Raw genomic sequence first — 20,085 nt, forward strand, 5'->3', positions numbered from 1 at the left:
AAGAGGCCACGGCTGCCAGCCATATGCTGAACACCGATGCAGGCAAGCTCGCCGAGCTGGTGGCGCATTTCAAGGTCGCCGCAGGCAGCACCAGCGCCCCGCGCGCAGCCAGCCCCGCGTCGCGCAGCGCACCGCAAGCCCCGGCACCAGCCCCCGCCAGCGCCCCCAGCGCACATGGCGATGACTGGGACATCGAGGCCCAGGTCACCCCGCAACCCGCCGCAGCCGCCAGCTTTGACGGCAACGCAGCAAAAGACATCTGGCAGGATTTCTGATCCAGCCTCGCGCATTCGCGCCCCAGCGGCGCGGATGCACCCATTCGAAACCTTTCGGCCCTTGTCCGAACGCAACAAGCGGAATGAACATTGTCACAGAGCCTTTTGATCATCACCACGGACCGGCGTTTTGCGCAGACTTTGCAACAGCATATGGAGGCCACTTACCCTGGTATGCAGGTGCTTTTGGCCAACAATCTGATGATGGCCTACAATCAGGCCGAAGCCGGCCAGCCCAAGTTTGCATTTGTCGAAGACGGTTTCACGAAACTTCCGGAATTTGAAATGATGATGGCGCTGTTCTCGGCGCTGGACATCCGCTGGGTGTCTGTCATGGACAATCAAACCTCTACACCCGCGCGGAGATCTTCGCCGCTGTTGGACGTGGGCGCAGGTATCTTCGAGCTGACCAAATCGGATCACCCCCGCGCCTTTTCTCAGTATTTTGACATGATGGTGCGGGCGCCACGGCGCAACCAACCCGCCACAATGAACAAATCTGCTTCCGGCTCGGCGAACGCGGCACCCGGCAGTGACAAAATCATCCTGATCGGGTCTTCTACCGGCGGTGTTGAAGCCCTGCGCAGCGTGCTCGTTGGCTTTCCGATCAATTGCCCACCAACACTGATTGTGCAGCACACCGGCAAGAACTTTGGCCGCGGATTGGTGTCTCTTCTGGACCGGGTCTGCCCTGCCAAAGTCAGCGCCGCAGAAGATGGCATGACTATCGCACCCGGCAATGTCTATGTGGCCGCAGGGCAGCCGCGCCACATGGGGCTGACCCCCCGCAAACCATTGCGCACCCGCTTTAAGGATGGCCCACCCATTTCTGGGCATATGCCATCTGTCGATGCACTTTTTATGTCCGCAGTCCCGATGGCAAAACATGTTGTTGCGACAATCTTAACCGGTATGGGCCAAGATGGAGCACAAGGGCTGCTGGAGCTGCGCAGAGCCGGTGCCAAGACCTTTGCGCAGGATGAAAAAAGCAGCGTTGTCTATGGCATGCCACGTGTCGCCTGGGAAATGGGCGGCGCGCAACAACAGGTCTCGCTTGCGCGTATGGCCGGAACACTCATTCAGGCCTGCAAAACCTGAGACTAATTGGGAAGGAAACCACCTTGAGCGTCTTCGCTAACTCTTCGACGGTGACCGTTCTTCAGGGCGAATATCGTGTTTCTACCTCTCCAACGGTGGTGTTTTCCACCGTATTGGGGTCGTGCATTGCGGCATGTATTTATGATGACCAGGTCGGCGTCGGGGGAATGAACCATTTTCTTCTGGCCTCCTCCACCGCCAGCGACAGCGTGAACGCCCGCTATGGTGTCCATGCAATGGAACTGTTGATCAACGGGATCATGAAAAAAGGGGCGCGCCGCGAAAATCTGAAAGCCAAGGTGTTTGGCGGCGCCAAGATGTCGGCCAACCTGTCCGATATTGGTGCCTCAAATGCTGACTTTGTGCAGCGCTTTCTCCGTGATGAGGGCATACCGGTTATTTCCTCCAGTGTCGGCGGAACATCTGCACGGCGTGTCCGGTTCCATCCGACCACAGGCGCTGCCCAGCAGACCCAGGTGAAGGACGATCGCCGTCTGGGCGAAATCGAACGCGCGGCAGCCAAGCCGGTTCCGCCCCCACAGCAAGCCGCAGATGCGGGAGCTGTTACCCTTTTCTGATAGGCGGCGTCACCATGCGCCTCTTTCTGGAGCGGGTCCGAACAAGGTTCGGGCCCGTTTTTTGCAGGTTCCCGCAAATCATACCGTCCCCCTTGTGATCCGCTCCCATTGCCACCTAATCTGACAGCTGTCGCTGCCAGAGGAGCAAACCCTTGAAACTACGGCCCTTGTTGCACCAGATCCAGCGCGTCCTTGCCGTTGGCAGAAGGGGTCTTGTGCGTCGTGCATCGGGGATCGCCATCGCCATCGGGCTTGCGCTGCTTTCCCCGCAACAGACGACAGCCCAAGGTCCGGAGAGGATAACAATTTTTGCGGCTGCAAGCCTTGGCAAGGCGCTCGGTGAGATCACGGAAGAATTTGAGCGCGCCACCGGGATCAAGGCGGATTTGTCTCTCGCGGGATCCTCGCTCCTTGCTCGGCAACTGCAATATGGTGCACCAGCTGACGTGTTCATCTCGGCCAACAGCGCATGGATGGACTGGGCCGAGGAAAAAGAGCTTATCGTTCCGCAGAGCCGGATTGATCTGCTGTCGAACCGACTTGTTCTGATCGCGCCCGTGGACGCAGCCGAAACACTCGACCTGTCAGACAAGGCCGGGCTGTTGGCTGTCCTGTCAGATGGCCCGCTCGCGATGGCGCTGATCGACGCGGTCCCGGCTGGTATCTACGGCAAAGCTGCGCTTCAAACACTTGATCTGTGGGATGATTTTTCCGCACATGTTGCGCAGACAGATAATGTTCAGTCGGCCCTGACGCTGGTCGCGCAAGGCGCCGCGCCGCTTGGTATCGTCTATGAGACCGACGCAAAAGCGAGCGCACAGGTGCAGATCCTCGACCATCTGCCAAGGGAGAGCCATCCGCCGATCATCTACCCTGCCGCGGCGACCACCACCGGCCAGCAGCAAGCAAGCCTTGCCTTTCTCAGCTTTTTGCAGGGCGAGATTGCACAGGCCATTTTTGTCGGGCAAGGTTTCGACGTTCTAACGGAGTGATCCAAAAAGATGCAGTGGCTTGGGCCGGAGGAATGGCAGGCGGTCGCGCTGTCGCTGAAAGTGTCGTTTTGGGCGACCCTTCTGTCCCTACCCTTGGGCCTGTTGACCGCTGTTGCGCTGGCTCGGTGGTCGTTTCGCGGCAAGGCCCTGCTGAACGGTCTGGTCCACCTTCCATTGATCCTACCTCCTGTTGTCACCGGGTATATCTTATTGGTGGGATTTGGACCCAACGGTCCTGTTGGCGCTTTGCTGCAACCGTTCGGTATCGTGTTGGCCTTTCGCTGGACAGGCGCCGCACTGGCGGCTGCAGTGATGGGTTTCCCGTTGATGGTGCGCGCCATGCGCCTTTCGGTTGAAGCGGTGGATCCCAAGTTGGAGCAGGCCGCCGCCACCCTGGGAGCGTCACGGTTCTGGGTTTTCGCGACCGTTACCTTGCCGCTGATCCTGCCCGGTATTCTGGCGGGCATGGTGCTGTGCTTTGCAAAGGCGATGGGAGAATTCGGCGCAACCATCACCTTTGTCGCCAATATCCCCGGCCAGACCCGAACCTTGCCGTCGGCCATCTACGCCTTCCTTCAGGTCCCGGGCGGCGAAAGCGCGGCCATCCGACTGGTCATCGTCTCAATCTGCATCGCCATGAGCGCATTGATTTTGTCGGAATGGCTGTCCCAGAGGATCGCCAAACAAGTGCGGGGTACACCATGATCACGCTCGACATCCGTCACAACCTTGGCAGTTTTGCGCTTGATCTTTCCTTTGACGCACCACGCGGCGTTACCGTGCTGTTTGGCCGCTCGGGGGCCGGGAAAACCACCGTGACCAATGCCGTTGCAGGGTTGTTGCGCCCTGACACAGGGCAGATCCGGTTGGGCGAGAGGGTTTTGTTTGACAGCAAAACCGGGATTGACCTGCCCACGCACAAACGTCGGATCGGCTATATCTTTCAGGACGCACGGCTGTTTCCGCATCTGAGCGTCGCGAAAAATCTGACCTACGGACAGCGGTTTGCCCAGGGGCAGAAACCTGCTGCGTCCTTTGACAGGGTTGTGGACCTTCTCGGTATCGGCCACCTTCTGGATCGGGCACCGATCAACCTGTCTGGCGGGGAAAAGCAACGGGTCGCTATCGGTCGGGCGCTGCTGTCCTCGCCCGAACTGATCCTCGCGGACGAGCCGCTCGCTGCGCTGGATGATGCCCGCAAAGCGGAGATTTTGCCCTATCTCGAACGGCTCCGGGACGAGATCGAGATCCCTATTTTGTACGTCACACACTCTGTCGCCGAAGTCGCCCGCCTGGCAACGACTGTGGTGGTGCTGCAAAACGGGCGGTGCCTGAAGTCCGGCCCGGCGGATCAGGTGCTTGGCGATCCAGAAGTGCTGCCGACGGGCGTGCGCGCTGCGGGTGCCTTGATCCAGGCACAGGTGGCAAAACACCACCCGGACGGGCTGAGCGAACTGTCAGCAGGGGGCATTGCGCTGTTCCTGCCCGGCCACGACCAACCCCTTGGGCAAAGCCTGCGTCTCAGGATCGCCGCACATGATGTCATCCTTTCCCGATCCCGCCCGGAAGGTTTGTCTGCCCTGAATATCATCCCGGGCCGGGTCACTGCACTGCATAGCGGGGGTGGCCCTGGCATGATGGTGTCTCTTCAAAGCGCCGCTGGTCCTGTTCTCGCCCGGATCACCCGTCGCTCTGCGGAGGCCCTTGGCCTCGCAGTCGGGGTTGAATGCCATGCAATCGTGAAATCTGTTTCGGTCGCGCGTGAAGATGTCGGCATTGGTGCGCCTTCCGCACAGACACCATCAGGATAAGGGAAATTCCAATTCTGCGCAGGCGTTTGATCATATTTTTCTCGGCAGATCCCGCAGTCTGCGCTACTGCCGTTGTATTGATCTGATCTGAACCATCAAACCGGTAGCACGACATGAGTATCACCGCTGATCTTCCGCAAACGCTCTGGCACCAAACAGCACAGGAAACAGTTCAGGCCCCACCGTTGCTTGGCGAGGTAGAGGCAGATCTGGTGATCATTGGCGGCGGTTATACAGGGTGTTCTGCGGCATTGCGGGCTGCCGAACTTGGCGCCGAGGTCTGCCTGCTTGAGGCAGATACCTTTGGTGCGGGTGGCTCCGGTCGCAATGTTGGCCTGGTCAACGCCGGACTGTGGTTGCCACCCAAGCAGATCGACGCGCTCCTTGGACAAAAGGATGGCGCCCATCTGTCCCAGACCCTCGCAGCAGCACCGTCAATTGTTTTCGACATCATCAGTGCGCACCAGATCACCTGCGAGCCGACCCACAACGGAACGTTGCACTGCGCCCATGCGCCAAGCGGCCTGCAGGATTTGCAGATGCGCCACGCCCAGCTCACTGCGATAGGTGCACCGGTTGCGCTTATTTCGGCAGAGGAAGCGCGCGAACGGGTTGGCAGCGATCAGGTGCACGGGGCGCTGTTTGATCCCCGCGCGGGAACGATCCAACCCTATGCCTATGCCGTCGGGCTTGCCCGCGCGGCGGTCGCACAGGGTGCAAACCTGCACGCAAAATCTGCCGCAACCGAGATCTCCCACAATGGGCAGGGCCCGCGAGGGTGGCTGGTGAAAACCGCAACGGGCGCAGTGCGGGCGCGTCATCTGATAATGTCGACCAATGCCTATCCCCTGCCGATCAAAGGATATGCCGCCCCTGCAACGATCCCGGTCAGTTATTTTCAGGCGGCAACCGCGCCATTGCCAGATCACCTCGGCGACCAGATCCTTTCGGGATCAGAGGGCTGCTGGGACACCGGGCTTGTGATGTCGTCCTGGCGACGTGACCGGGCGGGGCGCCTCATCATCGGGGCCATGGGCGCGCTTTCCCATGTCGGCAGCACCGTTCATATCAACTGGCTGCGCCGCAAGCTGGGTCAGATGTTCCCACCCCTCGCAGAGCAACCATTTGAAGCCCAATGGGCCGGGCGGATCGCAATGACCAGCGAGCATATCCCCAAGATTCTCGATCTTGGCCAAGGGTTTGCCTGTTTTGGATACTCAGGTCGTGGCATCGGCCCTGGAACGGTGTTTGGCCGTCAAATGGCAGAGGCCCTGCTGAGCGGCGATCACACAGCCCTGCCCGTTCCGGTCAGCCGCGACCACAGCCTGCCCTTTGCTCGATTGCGCAGCACCTACTACGAAACCGGTGCAACGCTTGTCCATCTGCTGGCAGATCGCGGGGCCCGCTGACGGCCCCGCCACTTGTATTTTATTTGCGTGTCTTATTTGCAATCCGCAATGGCATTGGCGATGCTGGCCAAAAGATCCGTGTAAAACCCCGGTCCCGGCTCCAGCGCGACGCCAAGCGGATCCACGACGGCGGTTCCCGCATCAGTCCCATCAAGAACAGTGGCAACAAGACCCGGATTGAACTGCGGCTCTGACAAGACGCATGTCACATGCTGGTCCGTAACCACGTCGCGGATCTCAGCAATGCGGGAAGGGCTAGGGTCTGACGCGTCAGACAGGGATATCGCGCCGGCCGCGGGCAGACCAAATCCGATTTCGAAATACTGATAGGCATCGTGGAACACGACAAATGGCTTGTCGCGCACAGACTCCAGGTCTGATTTGATCTGCGCGGCCGCAGCAATGATCTCCGCCTGCCCCGCCTTGGCGTTGTCGCGGTACATCCCTGCATTTTCAGGATCTTTTTCAGCCAAAACATCAGCAATGACATCCAGCCAGGCCAAACCGTTCTCGGCCATCAGCCATGCGTGGGGATCCAGACTTCCTGCTTCATGCGCATGACCATGGTCGTCATGAGTGTCATGATCTTCATCGTGATGGTCCGCATGATCATCATGATGCTCATCATGGCCGCCTTCGTCATGGCCATGACTGTCATGGCCGTGGTCATCATGATGGTCGTCATCGTGGTGTGCATCGCCGGAGAGGGTGAACTGCACGGCATCGCGTATCACCAGCGTTTGCGTTCCTTCTGTCGTCAGAAGGGGCACGACAACCGCCTTGGACGCAAGGGTAGAAATCGGTCCCTCAAGCCACGGCGTCAGCTCTGGCCCGATCCAGAACACCACATCAGCCCGGTTCAATGCCTTGGCCTCTGAGGGGCGCATCGAATGGCTGTGCGGGGACGCGCCGGGGGGAACGACGAGATCGGGCTGTCCGACACCCTGCATGACACGCGCGACCAACCCGTGGACAGGGGTGATGTCTGTGGCAACCGACGGAACATCAGCCCAGGCTAGCCCGGTCATCGCCCAACCAACCGCTGTCAGGCCTGCGGCTCTGATGATTTTGGTCATATCTCACCTATGTAATCTTATAACATTGCAGTGGTTGATAAACGTCATAACATTACATATCAAGTCCCTTACGAGACTCACACCGGAGCACGACATGGATCCCATCGGCTTTGACGCGCATGACCACAGCCACTGCATCAGTGACGGGATCGCAGTTGCGGATGCCCACTGCCGTGCCAACGGCCTGCAGTTTACCCCCGTGCGCCGACGTGTTCTCGAAATCCTGCTCGAAGCGCATCGTGCACTGGGGGCCTATGATCTTCTTGATGTCTTGCGCAAAGAGGGATTTGGATCCCAGCCACCGATTGCGTACAGAGCATTGGATTTTCTTGTAAAAAACGGGTTTGTCCACAAAATCGAACGACTGAACGCCTTTGTCGCCTGCTGTCATCCGGGCGAACGGCATGCCCCATTGTTCATGATCTGCCGCGAGTGTAACGCCGTCGCAGAAGCCCCTGCCGAAGCCACCCAAGGCCGCCTTGGCGAGGTGGCCCGCGAAGTCGGCTTTCAGATTGAGCGCACCGTGATGGAGGCCGAAGGGCTCTGCCCCAAATGCCAGCCAGGGGGCGCGGCATGAGCCTTGTCACGCTGTCGAACGTGACTGTCGCCCACAATGCCAACCCGGTTCTGCGCAACGTCAACTTTGCCATCAGTCCGGGAGAGATCGTGACGGTCGTCGGACCAAACGGCTCCGGTAAATCCACGCTTTTGCGCACCATTATCGGTGCTCTGCGCCCCAGCCAAGGCTCGCTCAACAAGGCGGCGGATCTGCGCATCGGGTATGTGCCACAGAAATTGCATATCGACCCCACCCTGCCGCTGACAGTGCGCCGTTTTCTCAGCCTGCCAGTCGCTGTTCACGACGAGGCAGCAAAACGCGCGCTAGAGCAGGCAGGTGCGGGCCAGCTGATGCAACGACAGATGACCGGCTTGTCCGGAGGCCAATTTCAGCGGGTCCTTCTGGCCCGTGCGCTTTTGTGCAACCCGCAGCTGCTCATCCTGGATGAGGCGACACAGGGCCTCGATCAGCCGGGATCAGCGGCCTTTTATCAACAGATCGAAAAGCTCCGCCAAGAGCTCGGCTGCGCCATTTTGATGGTCAGCCACGAATTGCATGTCGTCATGGCGGCCTCTGATCGGGTGATCTGCCTCAACGGTCATATCTGTTGTGAAGGCGCGCCCGAACAGGTGGCTTCTGCTCCGGAATACCGCGCACTCTTTGGCTCCGGCACCCAAGGCGCGCTCGCGCTTTACAGACATGAACACACCCATTCCCATGACCACAGTTGCGGACACGATCACGCCCACGACCCGCAGCCCGCGAAAGAGACCGAAAGCCAATGATCTTTGATGCGTTTTTGATCCGCGCTGCGCTGGCGGGGGTTGGTGTCGCACTGGCCGCGGCACCGTTGGGCTGTTTCGTGGTTTGGCGCCGGATGGCGTATTTTGGTGACGCCACTGCACATGCCTCAATCCTGGGTGTCGCGCTGGCCCTGAGCTTTGATACCTCGGTGTTTGCGGGCGTTCTGGTGATGGCACTGGCAATGGGCAGCACCGTTTCCAGCCTCAGCGGAAGAGGCTATGCCGTCGATACGCTGCTTGGTGTTCTGGCCCATTCTTCGCTGGCCTTCGGGCTGGTTGCTGTTTCATTTCTCAGCGGCGTGCGTCTTGATCTGATGGCATATCTTTTCGGTGATATCCTTGCCGTCAGCCAGACAGATTTGCTGATCATCTGGGGTGGGGCCGCGATGGTCATCGCATTGCTGTGGTGGCGCTGGTCTGCGCTTTTGACGTCCACGCTCAATGCCGATCTGGCGCATGCGGCCGGGATTGACCCGCGCCGGGAACAGTTGATCCTGACCCTCGCGCTTTCGGTTGTTGTCGCTGTCGCCATCAAGGTCGTTGGCGTTCTGCTGATTGCTGCGCTTCTTATCATTCCAGCCGCCACGGCCCGGCCATTTGCCAAAACACCAGAACGCATGACGCTGATTGCCGCAGTCATCGGCGCGGTATCGGCGATCGGCGGGCTACAGCTTGCGTTTAGTTTTGACACCCCAACCGGTCCGACGATCGTCTGCCTTGCAGCCGTTCTGTTCGCCCTGTCCAACCTGCACCAGCTGATCCGGCGCACCTAGAGAGACCGTGATTTCCAGCAGGCCGTCACTTCGGCGCAGGCAAGCAGGCTGTCAGAGCCAACCCCGTCAGGTTCCGGTCATTTGCACCGGGTCGACATCGACCCATTTGGTCACCGCATCCAGAAGCTCCTGCTTCTTTATCGGTTTGCTGAGGAAATCGTCCATGCCTGCAGCAAGGCACTGCTCCTTGTGGGATTGCAGCGCGTTGGCCGTCAGCGCAACGACAGGGCAGCGGGGCCAGTTACGGCTCGCCTCCAAGGCGCGGATATCACCTGTCGCCTCGATCCCGTCCTTTTGCGGCATCATCATATCCATCAGAACGATGTCGGGCCTATGAGTCTTGAACAGATCCACCGCGTCTTCGCCGTTTGATGCAACGATAACCTCGATCGGCGCGGATTTGAGCATGCGGGTGACGACAAGCTGATTGGTTTTGTTGTCCTCTGCCAACAGCAGTTTCAGCTGTGGCTGTGCTGGGGCGGCACCACGCGCGGCTGTGCTCAGCTTTCCGGGTCTCGCGGGGCTCCCGCCGTTCAGCGCCTTGGACATCACTGCACGAAGCTGAGACGCGCGCACCGGTTTCAGTGCAACCTCGCACCGGCCCAGCCGTTCGCGGGTATATTGGTCAATCGTATTTTCCACCGACGACAGGATCACGATGGGCAGGTCGACATATTCAGGGATATCGCGGATGCGACGTGCCAGTTCATGACCGTCCATTCCCGGCATCTGGAAATCCTGCAGAATAATGTCAAAGCTGCGCCCTTCGTGGCGGGCATCAAGCAGCGTCTCCAGTGCCGCGTCACCGGAGGCAACCGCAACAGTGTTGACACCCCAGGTATCAAGCCGTTCGTTCAGGATAATGCGGTTCAGTTCCAGATCATCGACCACCAGAACGTTCAACCCTTCCAGCGAAACCTCGTCGACCCTAGGCTGTCGCTGATGTTCACGCACCTTCAATGGCAGTTCGACCGTAAAGGTGGAGCCCTCGCCGAGGACCGATGTCACCGAGACAGTCCCGCCCATCATGCCAAGAAGACGGGTTGAGATCGCAAGCCCGAGGCCCGTGCCTTCAAAGTTGCGTGTCGCAGCACCGTCGACCTGTTCAAACGCATTGAAGATACTGTTCAGCTGGTCCGCAGGAATGCCCGTGCCTGTATCCTTTACCGAGATGCGCAGATCACTATAGCCGCCTGCAGTGTGGCCTGACACTTCGATGTAGACATATCCGGCCGAGGTGAATTTGACCGCATTCCCGGCAATGTTTGTCAGAATCTGCCGGATACGTCCCACATCGCCTTCGAAAAACTCTGGCAGACCGGGGTCGTAACGGAGGGTAACCTCGACATTCTTTTCCGCGGCCTTTGGCGACAGCAATGTCACGACATCCTCGATCGCTGTCTGCAAATTGAAGGGAGCCCGGTCAAGCTCCATCTTGCCTGCTTCGATCTTGGAGAAGTTCAAAATGTCGTTGATGATCGTCAGGAGAGCAGAGCCAGATTTGGAAATGGTCTCCGCATACATCTTCTGATCGTCATCCAGATCCGTTTCCAGGATGAGCTCAGCCATGCCGATCACCCCGTTCATCGGCGTGCGGATCTCATGGCTCATGTTGGCAAGGAACTCTGATTTCGCGCGATTGGCGATATCGGCGGCTTTGCGGGCGTCCTCCAGTGCAAATTCGCGTTCGTCGCGCTCTTCAAAGGTGTCCTCAAGCACCCCGACAGAAAAGTTCAATGCGCGAAACTCACGCGAGGCAAACCAAGGCAGACGGTCCCGCCGACTGGCCATACCTGCAATCGCATCCGACATCCGCTGATGAATCATGTGGAGGGGACGCAAGGCGAGCTGATGGACCAGGATCAGCACCAAAAGCGACAGAACCGCGACCGATACGACGGTCCACATGATTGTCTGACGCACCTTTTCCTGAACAAGCAACTGGCCTTCGCGTGTCGACCAGCTCACCACCATATGGCCAAAGTCAAACCCATCCAGCGTGATCGGGCTTTCGTACCTGACAAAATCCTCTTCTGCGACGCCTTCGGCAGAGCCTGCCTCAGCAATCGCAATGTCATCCACACTGCGGATCTGGATATGTAGCAGCTTGGGGTTTCGGGCGATTGCCTCATTCAGGCCGGTTTCCAGGACCGGAACATCTTCGACGATGATCGATTCCAGCATCAGCCCGCTGAGGAGAGAGATTGTCGTCTCGGCCTGTTCCTTCAGCTGGGCCTGCAGATTGCGTGTTTCATAGCGGCGTGCAAGATCGCCAACCACCACGCCAACCAGCAGCGCGGCCAGCGCCAGCGATGCAACAATCTGAAAGAGAATGCCCGTACGTTTCATAAGGGTCCTTTGGTCGTGACGCTAAAACGCCTCGCTCTGCTCCATCGCATCACGGATCAAATCGTAATCGGCATCCGTTCCGTGAAGGAAGCCATTCTTGGAGACCCTGCGAACAATTTCTTCATTTTCAGAGGACAACATGATCTTGCGCATGGCGAGAACAATGGGTTCCGGCAAATCTGATGCCGCGAGCCAGGGCTTGGTCACGTTGTCGAAACTGGCGAGTACGCGGATCGGCACACCCTTTGCAACCAGCTTCTTAAAAGTACTTTCCTTCAATGCACCTGCGGTGAACTTTCCAGCGCCAACCGCCTCTCCCACCAGGTCGTGACGACCCAGATATTCAAAGGTATGCAGATCCTCGCTCGTGATGCCCGCCTCCAACAAATGGCTCTGGGCTAGGTATCGGCCGATGGTTGAGAGTTCGTCACCAAAGGCAAAGCTCAACCCGGCGAGATCTGACAATTTCGTGATCATGCTGTCCTGATGAACCACGATCACACCCTTGAACCGCTTCTCTCCCTTTTTCGATTCCATCGCGACGATTTGGACATCAGGGTTCTTCTTCATCACATGCACGTAAGAGGCCGGGCCAAAGCGGGCAAAATCCACCTCGCCATCCGCGAGCTGATTGATCCCTTCTTCATATTCCTTGGCAACGGTCATCCGGATCGTCACCTTCTCGCCCAGTTCCTCTCCCAGTCGATTGGACAGGAAGGTCAGGAAAGGCATGTATTTTCGGACAGTTACAGTCGGCTTGTCAGCCGCATACGTGCCGAAGGTGAGCGTGATTTCAGCCTGCGCAGCGCGGGGAGCCGCCAGCACAAGCATCAATCCAAGGGCGACCGCAAAAGCGGGCGTTGCGAAGCGCAGAATGCAACCAACAGACTTCAAACTCTTCATCACCGGTGATCTCCTTCTGGGGCCGGGTCACTGATCAAACAAGGTAGTCCGCCCACATGCTGCCCTGATTATTAAGAAAATTCGGTTAATCGTTACTGAATAGTACAAAGAATTTTACGACTGTAGCCCGCAGACTGTATAAAAATTAACGTTTCAGTAACGAATTCAGCGCTTTTTTATAAAATTCGTCAAAAATTTGAAGATCGGACCTCAGTCCGACAGGAACTTCCGTGCTTACACAAACTCATAGATCCTCCCAGCCCCTCCGTCGCCCCCTATGGGCCTGCGTCGCGGTGTGCTGTCTCGCCCCCGGAGCGGCCTGGGCCATTCCCTCACCCGAACTTGTCATCGGCTCCGTCTCCTCTCTCTCGCAGGTGCTCGCAGTCGGCGTCGCAATGGTCTCGGGTCTTGGTGCTGTCGTGGCGGCCAAACTGGGCTTCCAGCCCATAAAAGGAGCCGAAGCGCGGCGCTATCCTGTCAAGCTGATCAGCGGTCTGGTTCTTTTCACTCTGGCGCTCGCGTTCCTCAACTACTGGCAGTTCAGCACCCAGAAAGCAGCGGATCAGGCAAGGCTGCAGGCGACTTTGGTGCGGCCTGCGCAATTTGATGGCACAAAGATCAAGGATGCTTCCCTTAAGGAGACCAGTTTCTCCAAACAGTCCGACCATCCGCTCGCGATGTCGACAGAGGACGCGGCCGCAGCCCTTGAGGATGGGGAGACCGTATTCTTCGACATCCGCGAAACCGGAGAGAATGCGATGGGAACCCTGCCAGGGTCCACGCACATCCGCTTTCCCGACTTTCTCCAGAGCCGCCCGGTTCAACCCGGTCAGAAGGTCGTTCTGTTCTGCCACAATGGCAACCGCAGCTCTGAGACCTGTGCGGAATTGGCCAAGCTTGGCATCGACTGCAGCTTTATTGCCGGCGGCATCGAGAAATGGATCGTGGAAGGGCGCGAATTCTCTGACAAGGATGTCAAAACCCTCTCCGACCTGCGCGCGATTCCCGAATACCCCGGCCGCGACACTCTTTTGACCACTGCCGAGTTTACAGACCTTCTGAACACGGAAGACCTGCAGATCGTTGACACCCGGTATCCCGGCGATTTCGCCTCTGGCCATCTGCCCGGCGCCATCAACATTCCGATCCGCAAGATGACAACGCAGGATCTGATGGCACAGATTGCGCTGCTGGATCCCGACAAGCCCACTCTGGCAGCCTGCTACGATCGGCGCAGCTGCTTCATGAGCCAGGTTCTGGGGCTGGAGTTGTCGCAGCAGGGCATCGATTTCCTTGGTCGCTACACTCTGCCTTGGGAATATTTCGTTGCCCCCAAACCCAAACCCCATGTTCAGGCCTGGCTGGCCGACCAGCAAAGCGGGCTGTGGGACAAGGCGATCTCTGCGCTCGCGGCTGGCCTCCTGTGGGTCCATGAGCGCAGCCATATTCTGTGGGGTTTGCTTGCCCTGTCATTGATCACCCGCATTCTGATCCTGCCGGTCGCCCTTAAATCTGAGCGCGACCAGATCATCACTGGTGAAACAGCTGATGAAATGAAGGAGCTGAAAGAGCGGCTGGCCCATGACCCGGTGCGCAAGGCCCGCGCCGTCCAGGCGTTCTATGCCGAAAAAGGCCTGACACCGATGAAAAACCTGACCGCGCTTTTGTTCCTGCCGGTCATGATGCTGGGTGTGTCAGCCGCACAAGAGGCCAGCGCCAGCCTGCAGACGCCATTCCTGTGGATGGCCGACCTGGGCTTGCCGGATCCGCTGTTCATCATGCCCGCACTGTTTTGCGCATTGGCCGCGATTTACCTCCTGTGGGCTGTTGCCAAGACTCGGCGCCAGAAACAGTTGTGGATGATCCTGGGCGTGCCTGCATTGTTTGCGATGGTGTTCAGCCTGACAGGGGCCGCCAATGCCTATCTTTGCTTCAGCCTGTCTTTGCTGCTGGTTCAGCGTGCGTATGTCACGGGTCTGCATCGCAAACTGGGCGACGCGCTCTCCTTGCGTGCTCACAAACGCCGCCTTGCCAAACTGCCGCGCGGCGTGATCCCGATGGGCTATACCGAGGAACTGGAACAAGCAGGCAACAAGGCGTTGCGCCTGTCGATCCTGAAAAATGCGGGCCTGCCCGTTCCTGGCGGCGTCATTGTGCGATCTGATGCGATTCACGACTACAAAGCGATGTCTGACACCCAGAAAGACGTCTTTGCGGCACATGTTTTCGCCCTTGCCGGTGGCAAACCCGTTGCGGTGCGCTCTTCGGCCTCCAATGAAGATGGCGCCGACCAGAGCTTTGCCGGGGTGTTTGAATCCGTGCTTGATGTGACGGCCGACACGATCCGTTCTGCCTTGGATGAGGTTGTTCAGAGCTTCTCGTCTGAACGGGCTGCCAGCTACTCGGGTGAAGATGACAGCGCCGATCAGGGCAATATCGTGGTTCAGGAAATGGTGCAGGCAGAATACGCCGGTGTTCTGTTTACTCAGGACCCAATGGCGCCAGGAATGACGATGGTGGAATGGGTCGAAGGCTGCGGCGAAGATCTGGTTTCGGGCCGCGTCACCCCGACCTCGCTCCGCTTTGGCCGCTATTCCGGTTTGCCTGCGGACGAAACCCAGGACACGACATTGGACCTGGCACCGCTCCTGGCACTTGGGAAACAGATCGAAGACACATTCGGCTGCCCACAGGACGTGGAATGGGCCTATGCCAATGGTCGCTTCCAGATCGTCCAGAGCCGCGACATCACCACCCTGACGCTGGGATCCGAGGCCGAACAGGTCCATCTGAGAGAATGGCGCGATCTCCTCGATCAGTATGGCGACGCCACCGCAGACCAGACCATTCTGGAGCAGGATGAAATGTCCGAGGTTCTGCCCCGCCCCACCCCGCTGTCGTTTTCGCTGATGGGCAGCCTCTGGGCACCGGGTGGCAGTGTCGACCTCGCGTGCCGGGCTTTGTCTGTCCCCTACAACTTGCCCGAAAACCGCCCCGGCCATCTGGTCAACCTGTTTGGCAAGACCTACGTCGATGTTCAGCTGAAAGATCAAATGACGCTCAAGCTGACGGCGGCAAAAGCCAAACAACTGCGCAAACAGGCCCGCCCGATGATCGATCGCTTCCGGGGGGAAACCCTGCCCGCGCTGACCGATCAGCTGGCCTTTTGGCAGGCGGTGGACTACCGCGCCCTGCCCTTGCCCAAACAGCTGGAGGCCATTCAGACCCTGCGCGACATGTTTGTCACCGACATTTATGTGGAGGCTGAGAAGGTCAACATACTGGCAGGCTTTACCATGGGCGAGGCCAGCACGGCAGCAGCGGGGGATCCTGCGATCCGATCCCATCTGATGCACGCTGAACTGCCCCATGCACCATCCAGCCTGCTGTCGTCCTGCACGGGCGAAGCAGCCGAGGCACGTGCGCAGGCGCTGATGGGACACCGGTCCATCTTTGACTACGAGCTGAGCGCGCCGCGCTACAGCGAGGCACCAGCACTGTTGTCATCGCTTCTTGATAGTGCGGTGGAACCAATCAGCGGCAGTGTCCACACCCCGGCCAACTTGCCGGACGACCTGCATGAAACGGTGGAACTGGCCATCGCCTATCAGGACCTGAAAGAGCAGGCCAAGCATGAAGCCCTGCGGGTTCTTGCGGAACTGCGTCGCGCGCTTTTGGGACTGGCGGAAACGACCGGCCTTGATGATCTGGTGTTCTACCTGACGATGGAGGAAATCCTGTCCGGCAACTGGGACGCGCTTGCAGCGCTGCGCAGCAAGGCCGAGGCCCGCAAAAGCCGCGAAGACCTGCGCAAACGCTCTGCTCCTAGCGAGGTGTCGTTGACCCTGCGCGACTGCGAACTGTTGTCGCTTGGGGCTCAGGCGGGGTCGAGCGACGGATCACTTGGCGGAACATGCGTGGCCGGTAGCGGCAGCGTGAAAGCCCGCATTTTCTGGGTCGAGGATGAAACCGCCATCGGTCCTGAGGTGTTTGACGGGTTCCAGGACGGCGACATCCTTGCCTGCCGCATGATCAACCCGGCCTGGCTGCCTTATGTTCAGCGCTCTGGCGCAGTCCTGAGTGAAGTTGGCGGATGGCTCAGCCACATGGCGATTGTTGCCCGCGAAAAGGACATCTTGATGCTGGTCGCCTGCAAGGGATTGGATCAACTCACCCATGGTGATGAAGTCACGGTCTCAGACGATGGCTCCATCACCGCGCCGGACGTGGAAGACTTGCAGGTTGTCTCTGCCTGAGACCCCATGACAAGATGACGTTCCGCCCCTGTTGGTCATCAATGGGGGCGGAAAAACAGATGTTCCATCTTGCGATTTCTCACACATATGTTTGAAGTCCCCGCATGGAGCAGAACCCGGACCCAAAACAAAAGACCCGCCTCCTGGAGCGGTTGAAGGCAGATATGGCTGATCTGCCCCCTGCCCTGTCGGGGGCTGCGAAATACATCATAGACAACCCCGGTGACTTTGGTCTCGACCCGATCCGCGTCTCGGCGCAAAAGGCAGGCGTCAGTACCAACTCACTTGTGCGGCTGGCTTCTCATCTGGGGTTTGAGGGTTTTGAAGGGTTGCGCGGGCCGTTTCGCGCATCGCTCACCACCGAGCGCGAGGGCGGTCTTGGGCTGGCATGGCTGGATCGGCTCGAACAGCACGAAGCCACAGAGCGCCACGGGCGCATCGCACGAAACGAAGTCAACATCGTTGCCCGGTCCCTGCGATTGATGACGCCTGAGCGTACAGCCAAGATATGCCGCACGCTCACCTCGGCGCGGCGCTGCTATATCACGGCGACCCGTGCCAGCTATGCGCTGGCTTACTATTTTCACTACGTGGGCCGCATGGCCCTGCCCGGTCTGGATCTGGTGCCGCGTCACATGGGAACAGCCGTGGACGAGATGATGGATATCGGCCCATACGATTGTCTCGTGGCGATGACCTTTGCCCCCTATTCGGCCGAGACCCTTCAGGCGCTGCATTTCGCGCAATCCCGCGGTGCGCAGCTTGTTCTCATTACGGACAGCGAGGTGATTACCCCCGGCCTGACCCCCGATCATCTGTTGCAGGTTGCGGATAACGCGCTGCATCCATTTGGGGGATATGCCGGCGCGATGGCTGTCCTGGACTGCCTGCTTACGCATCTCGTGGATGCAGGCGGCGATGCCGCACAGGATCGGATCCGCCAATACGAGGCGCTGCGCGAAGACACCGGCGCCTATTGGCGCGGGGGAAAGCTGCCAAAACTGCCCAAATAGTCAGGCGCCGTGGGTCAGCCGGACTCAGAGCCGCAAATCCGCCTCTTCCGGTTTCAGGACATACTTCAAATCATAGACGACTGCGCCTGCGCGCCCAAGACTACGGATCGCCCCCACGCCCATGCTGCGGAACTCATCATGGGCAACGGCAAGCAGGACGCCATCGTAGGCGCCTGCATCTGGATCCTGCACCAGTTCCACACCGTATTCGCCCCGTGCCTCGACAGCGTCTGCATGAGGATCGTGAACATCAACCGTCAGACCGTATTCCTCTAGCGCACGCACCACATCAATCACCCGCGTGTTGCGCAGATCGGGGCAGTTTTCCTTGAACGTCAAGCCCATGACCAGAACCCGACCATCAGCCACCGCCATCTTCCGCTGCAGCATCGCCTTGACCATCTGGCTTGCGACATAGGCCCCCATCCCGTCATTCAGACGACGGCCTGCCAACAAGACTTCCGGATGATAGCCGAGCTGCTCGGCCTTGTGGGTCAGGTAATAGGGGTCGACCCCGATACAATGCCCGCCAACAAGACCCGGACGAAAGTTCAGGAAATTCCACTTTGTTCCGGCGGCGCGCAGCACCGCTTCGGTGTCGATGTCCATCCGGTTAAAGATTTTGGCAAGTTCGTTGATAAGAGCGATGTTGATATCGCGCTGACTGTTTTCAATGACTTTCGCGGCTTCAGCGACGCGGATGCTCTCGGCCTTGTGGGTGCCAGCCGTGACCACCTCGCGGTAGAGCGCATCCACCTTGTCAGCGATATGCGGTGTCGATCCGGAGGTAACCTTGACGATATCCGGCAACCGGCGGTTTTTATCGCCCGGATTGATCCGTTCGGGGCTGTAGCCGGCAAAGAAATCCCGGTTGAACACCAGGCCAGAGACCCGCTCCAGCACGGGAACGCAATCTTCTTCGGTTGCGCCGGGATAGACCGTGGATTCATAGATCACCAGGTTACCTGGCTTCAGCACCTTGCCCACAGTTTCAGACGCTGCAAGGAGCGGACCAAGATCAGGCCGGTGGTTGGCATCAATCGGCGTGGGGACCGTGACGATATAGATTGAGCATTCCGCGATCTCTGCAATGTCAGAGGTCAGCGTCAGCTCAGTCGCCGCCGCCAATTCCGATGCGGTGATTTCGCGAGTGCTGTCTTCGCCGCGCGAAAGGGCCTCGATCCGCTCTGAATTGATGTCAAAGCCAACAACTGGCCGGGATTTGCCGAACTCCACGGCAAGAGGAAGGCCGACATAGCCAAGGCCGATCACACAAATCCGTTCTGTCCTGCTCATCGCGATGCCTTCATGGTCCTTGCCTGCCCGATTGCCTTTCATAAGGGGTCGGGCAGCCAAGTTTCAACCGCGCGCGTGTCGATCACCTCTTATAGGGACGCCGCAGGCCGTCAGAACCGCAGAGACAGGCACGACATGCCGCCATCAAGCTTGGCGCATTCGGTATTGCTGATCTCAACCACCTCAAACCCCTCACGGCTCAACATGTCCGCCGTCAGCGGGAATCCTGCAGCCATCAGAACGAGATTGTTGAAGCGGATCGCATTTGCTGCAGCTTCCTCGCCGTCGGCGACATGCAGAACGCGGTAGCCTTCAAAACAGCCTGAGGCGTCCAGACGCTTGGTCGCAAGGATCGTCTCACCATCCATCAGCGAACAATCCGTCTTAAAGTGCAAGACCCCCTCTGGTGTGAAAACCTCGCGGAGCTTGTGGCCCCATTCAGCTGCGATTTCGGCCAGCTCTGCCACCCCTGCCGCATCCGTGCGCGCAGAGCGCCCGACCAGGATCTCGCGTTCGGTGACCAGAATGTCGCCACCTTCGATATAACCCGGTCCTTTGATTTCGCGCACATCATCATAAACCGCACAGATCGCCGGGGCCATTTCTGCCACCTCGCCCAAACGGGACGGAGCACCGGGGCGCATCAGAACCGCCCCCTGCGGGAGGCACAAAGCGGTATCCTCGACAAAGATCGCATCGGGATAGGCCTCAAGCGGCGGCAGCTCGATCACTTCTGCGCCGGTGCTTTTCAGTGCAGCAACATATTCGGTATGCGCCGCCAACATCTTGTCCAGATCCGGCGTGCCGATGTCTTCGGCCCGCAGCCCATCGACAATGCTCGCGGCGGGGCGCCGGGTAATGGCACGGCGGAACTCATAGGTTGGATTTGTCATC

At 58.9% G+C, this 20,085-nt stretch carries 16 protein-coding genes and 1 pseudogene; 12 read left to right on the forward strand and 5 right to left on the reverse strand.

All coding sequences use genetic code 11. The features are described 5' to 3' along the window. From KUV39_RS15905 to KUV39_RS15935, 7 genes and pseudogenes are all read left to right on the forward strand, one after another. Positions 1-275: pseudogene (locus KUV39_RS15905) on the forward strand (methyl-accepting chemotaxis protein); the annotation flags it as partial. Between the two features lie 153 nt (positions 276-428). Continuing rightward, the gene (locus tag KUV39_RS15910; protein ID WP_046212009.1) at positions 429-1,373 is read left to right on the forward strand and encodes a CheB methylesterase domain-containing protein; all 945 of its coding nucleotides are present in this window, start codon (positions 429-431) and stop codon (positions 1,371-1,373) included. A gap of 23 nt (positions 1,374-1,396) precedes the next feature. Continuing rightward, on the forward strand, positions 1,397-1,951 hold the full coding sequence (locus KUV39_RS15915) for a chemotaxis protein CheD (protein WP_046212008.1): 555 nt from the start codon (positions 1,397-1,399) through the stop codon (positions 1,949-1,951). A gap of 152 nt (positions 1,952-2,103) precedes the next feature. After that, complete coding sequence (modA, locus tag KUV39_RS15920) at positions 2,104-2,943, forward strand: molybdate ABC transporter substrate-binding protein (protein ID WP_222460287.1); 840 nt, start codon at positions 2,104-2,106, stop codon at positions 2,941-2,943. A 9-nt stretch (positions 2,944-2,952) separates the two neighbouring features. Continuing rightward, positions 2,953-3,648, forward strand: coding sequence for a molybdate ABC transporter permease subunit (modB, locus tag KUV39_RS15925; RefSeq protein WP_222460288.1), 696 nt, complete (start codon positions 2,953-2,955; stop codon positions 3,646-3,648). Continuing rightward, a complete protein-coding gene (gene modC / locus KUV39_RS15930; protein WP_222460289.1) occupies positions 3,645-4,754 on the forward strand; it encodes a molybdenum ABC transporter ATP-binding protein in 1,110 nt (369 codons plus the stop codon). Before modB ends, modC begins: the two co-directional genes overlap by 4 nt. Before the next feature lie 119 nt (positions 4,755-4,873). Next, positions 4,874-6,163, forward strand: a complete 1,290-nt coding sequence (locus KUV39_RS15935) for an NAD(P)/FAD-dependent oxidoreductase (protein WP_473764001.1) — start codon at positions 4,874-4,876, stop codon at positions 6,161-6,163. A gap of 32 nt (positions 6,164-6,195) precedes the next feature. Here KUV39_RS15935 and KUV39_RS15940 read toward each other — a convergent pair whose 3' ends face one another. After that, on the reverse strand, positions 6,196-7,239 hold the full coding sequence (locus KUV39_RS15940) for a zinc ABC transporter substrate-binding protein (protein ID WP_222460291.1): 1,044 nt from the start codon (positions 7,237-7,239) through the stop codon (positions 6,196-6,198). A 94-nt stretch (positions 7,240-7,333) separates the two neighbouring features. Here KUV39_RS15940 and KUV39_RS15945 point away from each other — a divergent pair, with 94 nt between their 5' ends. From KUV39_RS15945 to KUV39_RS15955, 3 genes are read left to right on the forward strand one after another with little or no spacing between them, the layout of a single operon-like run. Further along, a complete protein-coding gene (locus KUV39_RS15945; RefSeq protein WP_222460292.1) occupies positions 7,334-7,816 on the forward strand; it encodes a Fur family transcriptional regulator in 483 nt (160 codons plus the stop codon). Next, on the forward strand, positions 7,813-8,583 hold the full coding sequence (locus KUV39_RS15950; RefSeq protein ID WP_050672367.1) for an ATP-binding cassette domain-containing protein: 771 nt from the start codon (positions 7,813-7,815) through the stop codon (positions 8,581-8,583). The genes KUV39_RS15945 and KUV39_RS15950 overlap by 4 nt, the downstream gene beginning before the upstream one ends. Continuing rightward, positions 8,580-9,374, forward strand: a complete 795-nt coding sequence (locus KUV39_RS15955; protein ID WP_008563525.1) for a metal ABC transporter permease — start codon at positions 8,580-8,582, stop codon at positions 9,372-9,374. Before KUV39_RS15950 ends, KUV39_RS15955 begins: the two co-directional genes overlap by 4 nt. 66 nt (positions 9,375-9,440) lie before the next feature. Here KUV39_RS15955 and KUV39_RS15960 read toward each other — a convergent pair whose 3' ends face one another. Both KUV39_RS15960 and KUV39_RS15965 read right to left on the reverse strand, forming a co-directional pair. Next, on the reverse strand, positions 9,441-11,723 hold the full coding sequence (locus KUV39_RS15960) for a response regulator (RefSeq protein WP_222460293.1): 2,283 nt from the start codon (positions 11,721-11,723) through the stop codon (positions 9,441-9,443). Positions 11,724-11,744: 21 nt separating this feature from the next. Continuing rightward, positions 11,745-12,626: a PhnD/SsuA/transferrin family substrate-binding protein gene (locus tag KUV39_RS15965; protein ID WP_222460294.1), complete on the reverse strand. Its 882-nt coding sequence runs from the start codon at positions 12,624-12,626 to the stop codon at positions 11,745-11,747. Positions 12,627-12,856: 230 nt separating this feature from the next. Here KUV39_RS15965 and KUV39_RS15970 point away from each other — a divergent pair, with 230 nt between their 5' ends. Together KUV39_RS15970 and KUV39_RS15975 are read left to right on the forward strand one after the other, a co-directional pair. Next, entirely contained in the window at positions 12,857-16,882 is a 4,026-nt protein-coding gene (locus KUV39_RS15970; protein WP_419555540.1) for a PEP/pyruvate-binding domain-containing protein, read from the forward strand. Between the two features lie 104 nt (positions 16,883-16,986). Continuing rightward, a complete protein-coding gene (locus KUV39_RS15975) occupies positions 16,987-17,895 on the forward strand; it encodes a MurR/RpiR family transcriptional regulator (RefSeq protein ID WP_222460295.1) in 909 nt (302 codons plus the stop codon). A gap of 24 nt (positions 17,896-17,919) precedes the next feature. Here the strand turns inward: KUV39_RS15975 and tviB are convergent, their stop codons facing one another. Together tviB and KUV39_RS15985 are read right to left on the reverse strand one after the other, a co-directional pair. Further along, the gene (gene tviB / locus KUV39_RS15980) at positions 17,920-19,191 is read right to left on the reverse strand and encodes a Vi polysaccharide biosynthesis UDP-N-acetylglucosamine C-6 dehydrogenase TviB (protein WP_222460296.1); all 1,272 of its coding nucleotides are present in this window, start codon (positions 19,189-19,191) and stop codon (positions 17,920-17,922) included. A gap of 110 nt (positions 19,192-19,301) precedes the next feature. After that, entirely contained in the window at positions 19,302-20,084 is a 783-nt protein-coding gene (locus KUV39_RS15985; protein ID WP_222460297.1) for a dimethylarginine dimethylaminohydrolase family protein, read from the reverse strand. Between the last annotated feature and the right edge of the window lies 1 nt (position 20,085).

The sequence above is a fragment of the Phaeobacter italicus genome (assembly GCF_019801785.1).
GTDB classification, from domain to species: domain Bacteria; phylum Pseudomonadota; class Alphaproteobacteria; order Rhodobacterales; family Rhodobacteraceae; genus Phaeobacter; species Phaeobacter italicus.

Bases quoted from the DNA above. Each gene is read 5' to 3' on its own strand.
- KUV39_RS15910 (WP_046212009.1), top strand. From the start codon at position 429: ATGGAGGCCACTTACCCTGGTATGCAGGTGCTTTTGGCCAACAATCTG.
- modB (WP_222460288.1), top strand. From the start codon at position 2,953: ATGCAGTGGCTTGGGCCGGAGGAATGGCAGGCGGTCGCGCTGTCGCTG.
- modC (WP_222460289.1), top strand. From the start codon at position 3,645: ATGATCACGCTCGACATCCGTCACAACCTTGGCAGTTTTGCGCTTGAT.
- KUV39_RS15940 (WP_222460291.1), bottom strand. From the start codon at position 7,239: ATGACCAAAATCATCAGAGCCGCAGGCCTGACAGCGGTTGGTTGGGCG.
- KUV39_RS15945 (WP_222460292.1), top strand. From the start codon at position 7,334: ATGGATCCCATCGGCTTTGACGCGCATGACCACAGCCACTGCATCAGT.
- KUV39_RS15950 (WP_050672367.1), top strand. From the start codon at position 7,813: ATGAGCCTTGTCACGCTGTCGAACGTGACTGTCGCCCACAATGCCAAC.
- KUV39_RS15955 (WP_008563525.1), top strand. From the start codon at position 8,580: ATGATCTTTGATGCGTTTTTGATCCGCGCTGCGCTGGCGGGGGTTGGT.
- KUV39_RS15960 (WP_222460293.1), bottom strand. From the start codon at position 11,723: ATGAAACGTACGGGCATTCTCTTTCAGATTGTTGCATCGCTGGCGCTG.
- KUV39_RS15965 (WP_222460294.1), bottom strand. From the start codon at position 12,626: ATGAAGAGTTTGAAGTCTGTTGGTTGCATTCTGCGCTTCGCAACGCCC.
- KUV39_RS15975 (WP_222460295.1), top strand. From the start codon at position 16,987: ATGGAGCAGAACCCGGACCCAAAACAAAAGACCCGCCTCCTGGAGCGG.
- tviB (WP_222460296.1), bottom strand. From the start codon at position 19,191: ATGAGCAGGACAGAACGGATTTGTGTGATCGGCCTTGGCTATGTCGGC.
- KUV39_RS15985 (WP_222460297.1), bottom strand. From the start codon at position 20,084: ATGACAAATCCAACCTATGAGTTCCGCCGTGCCATTACCCGGCGCCCC.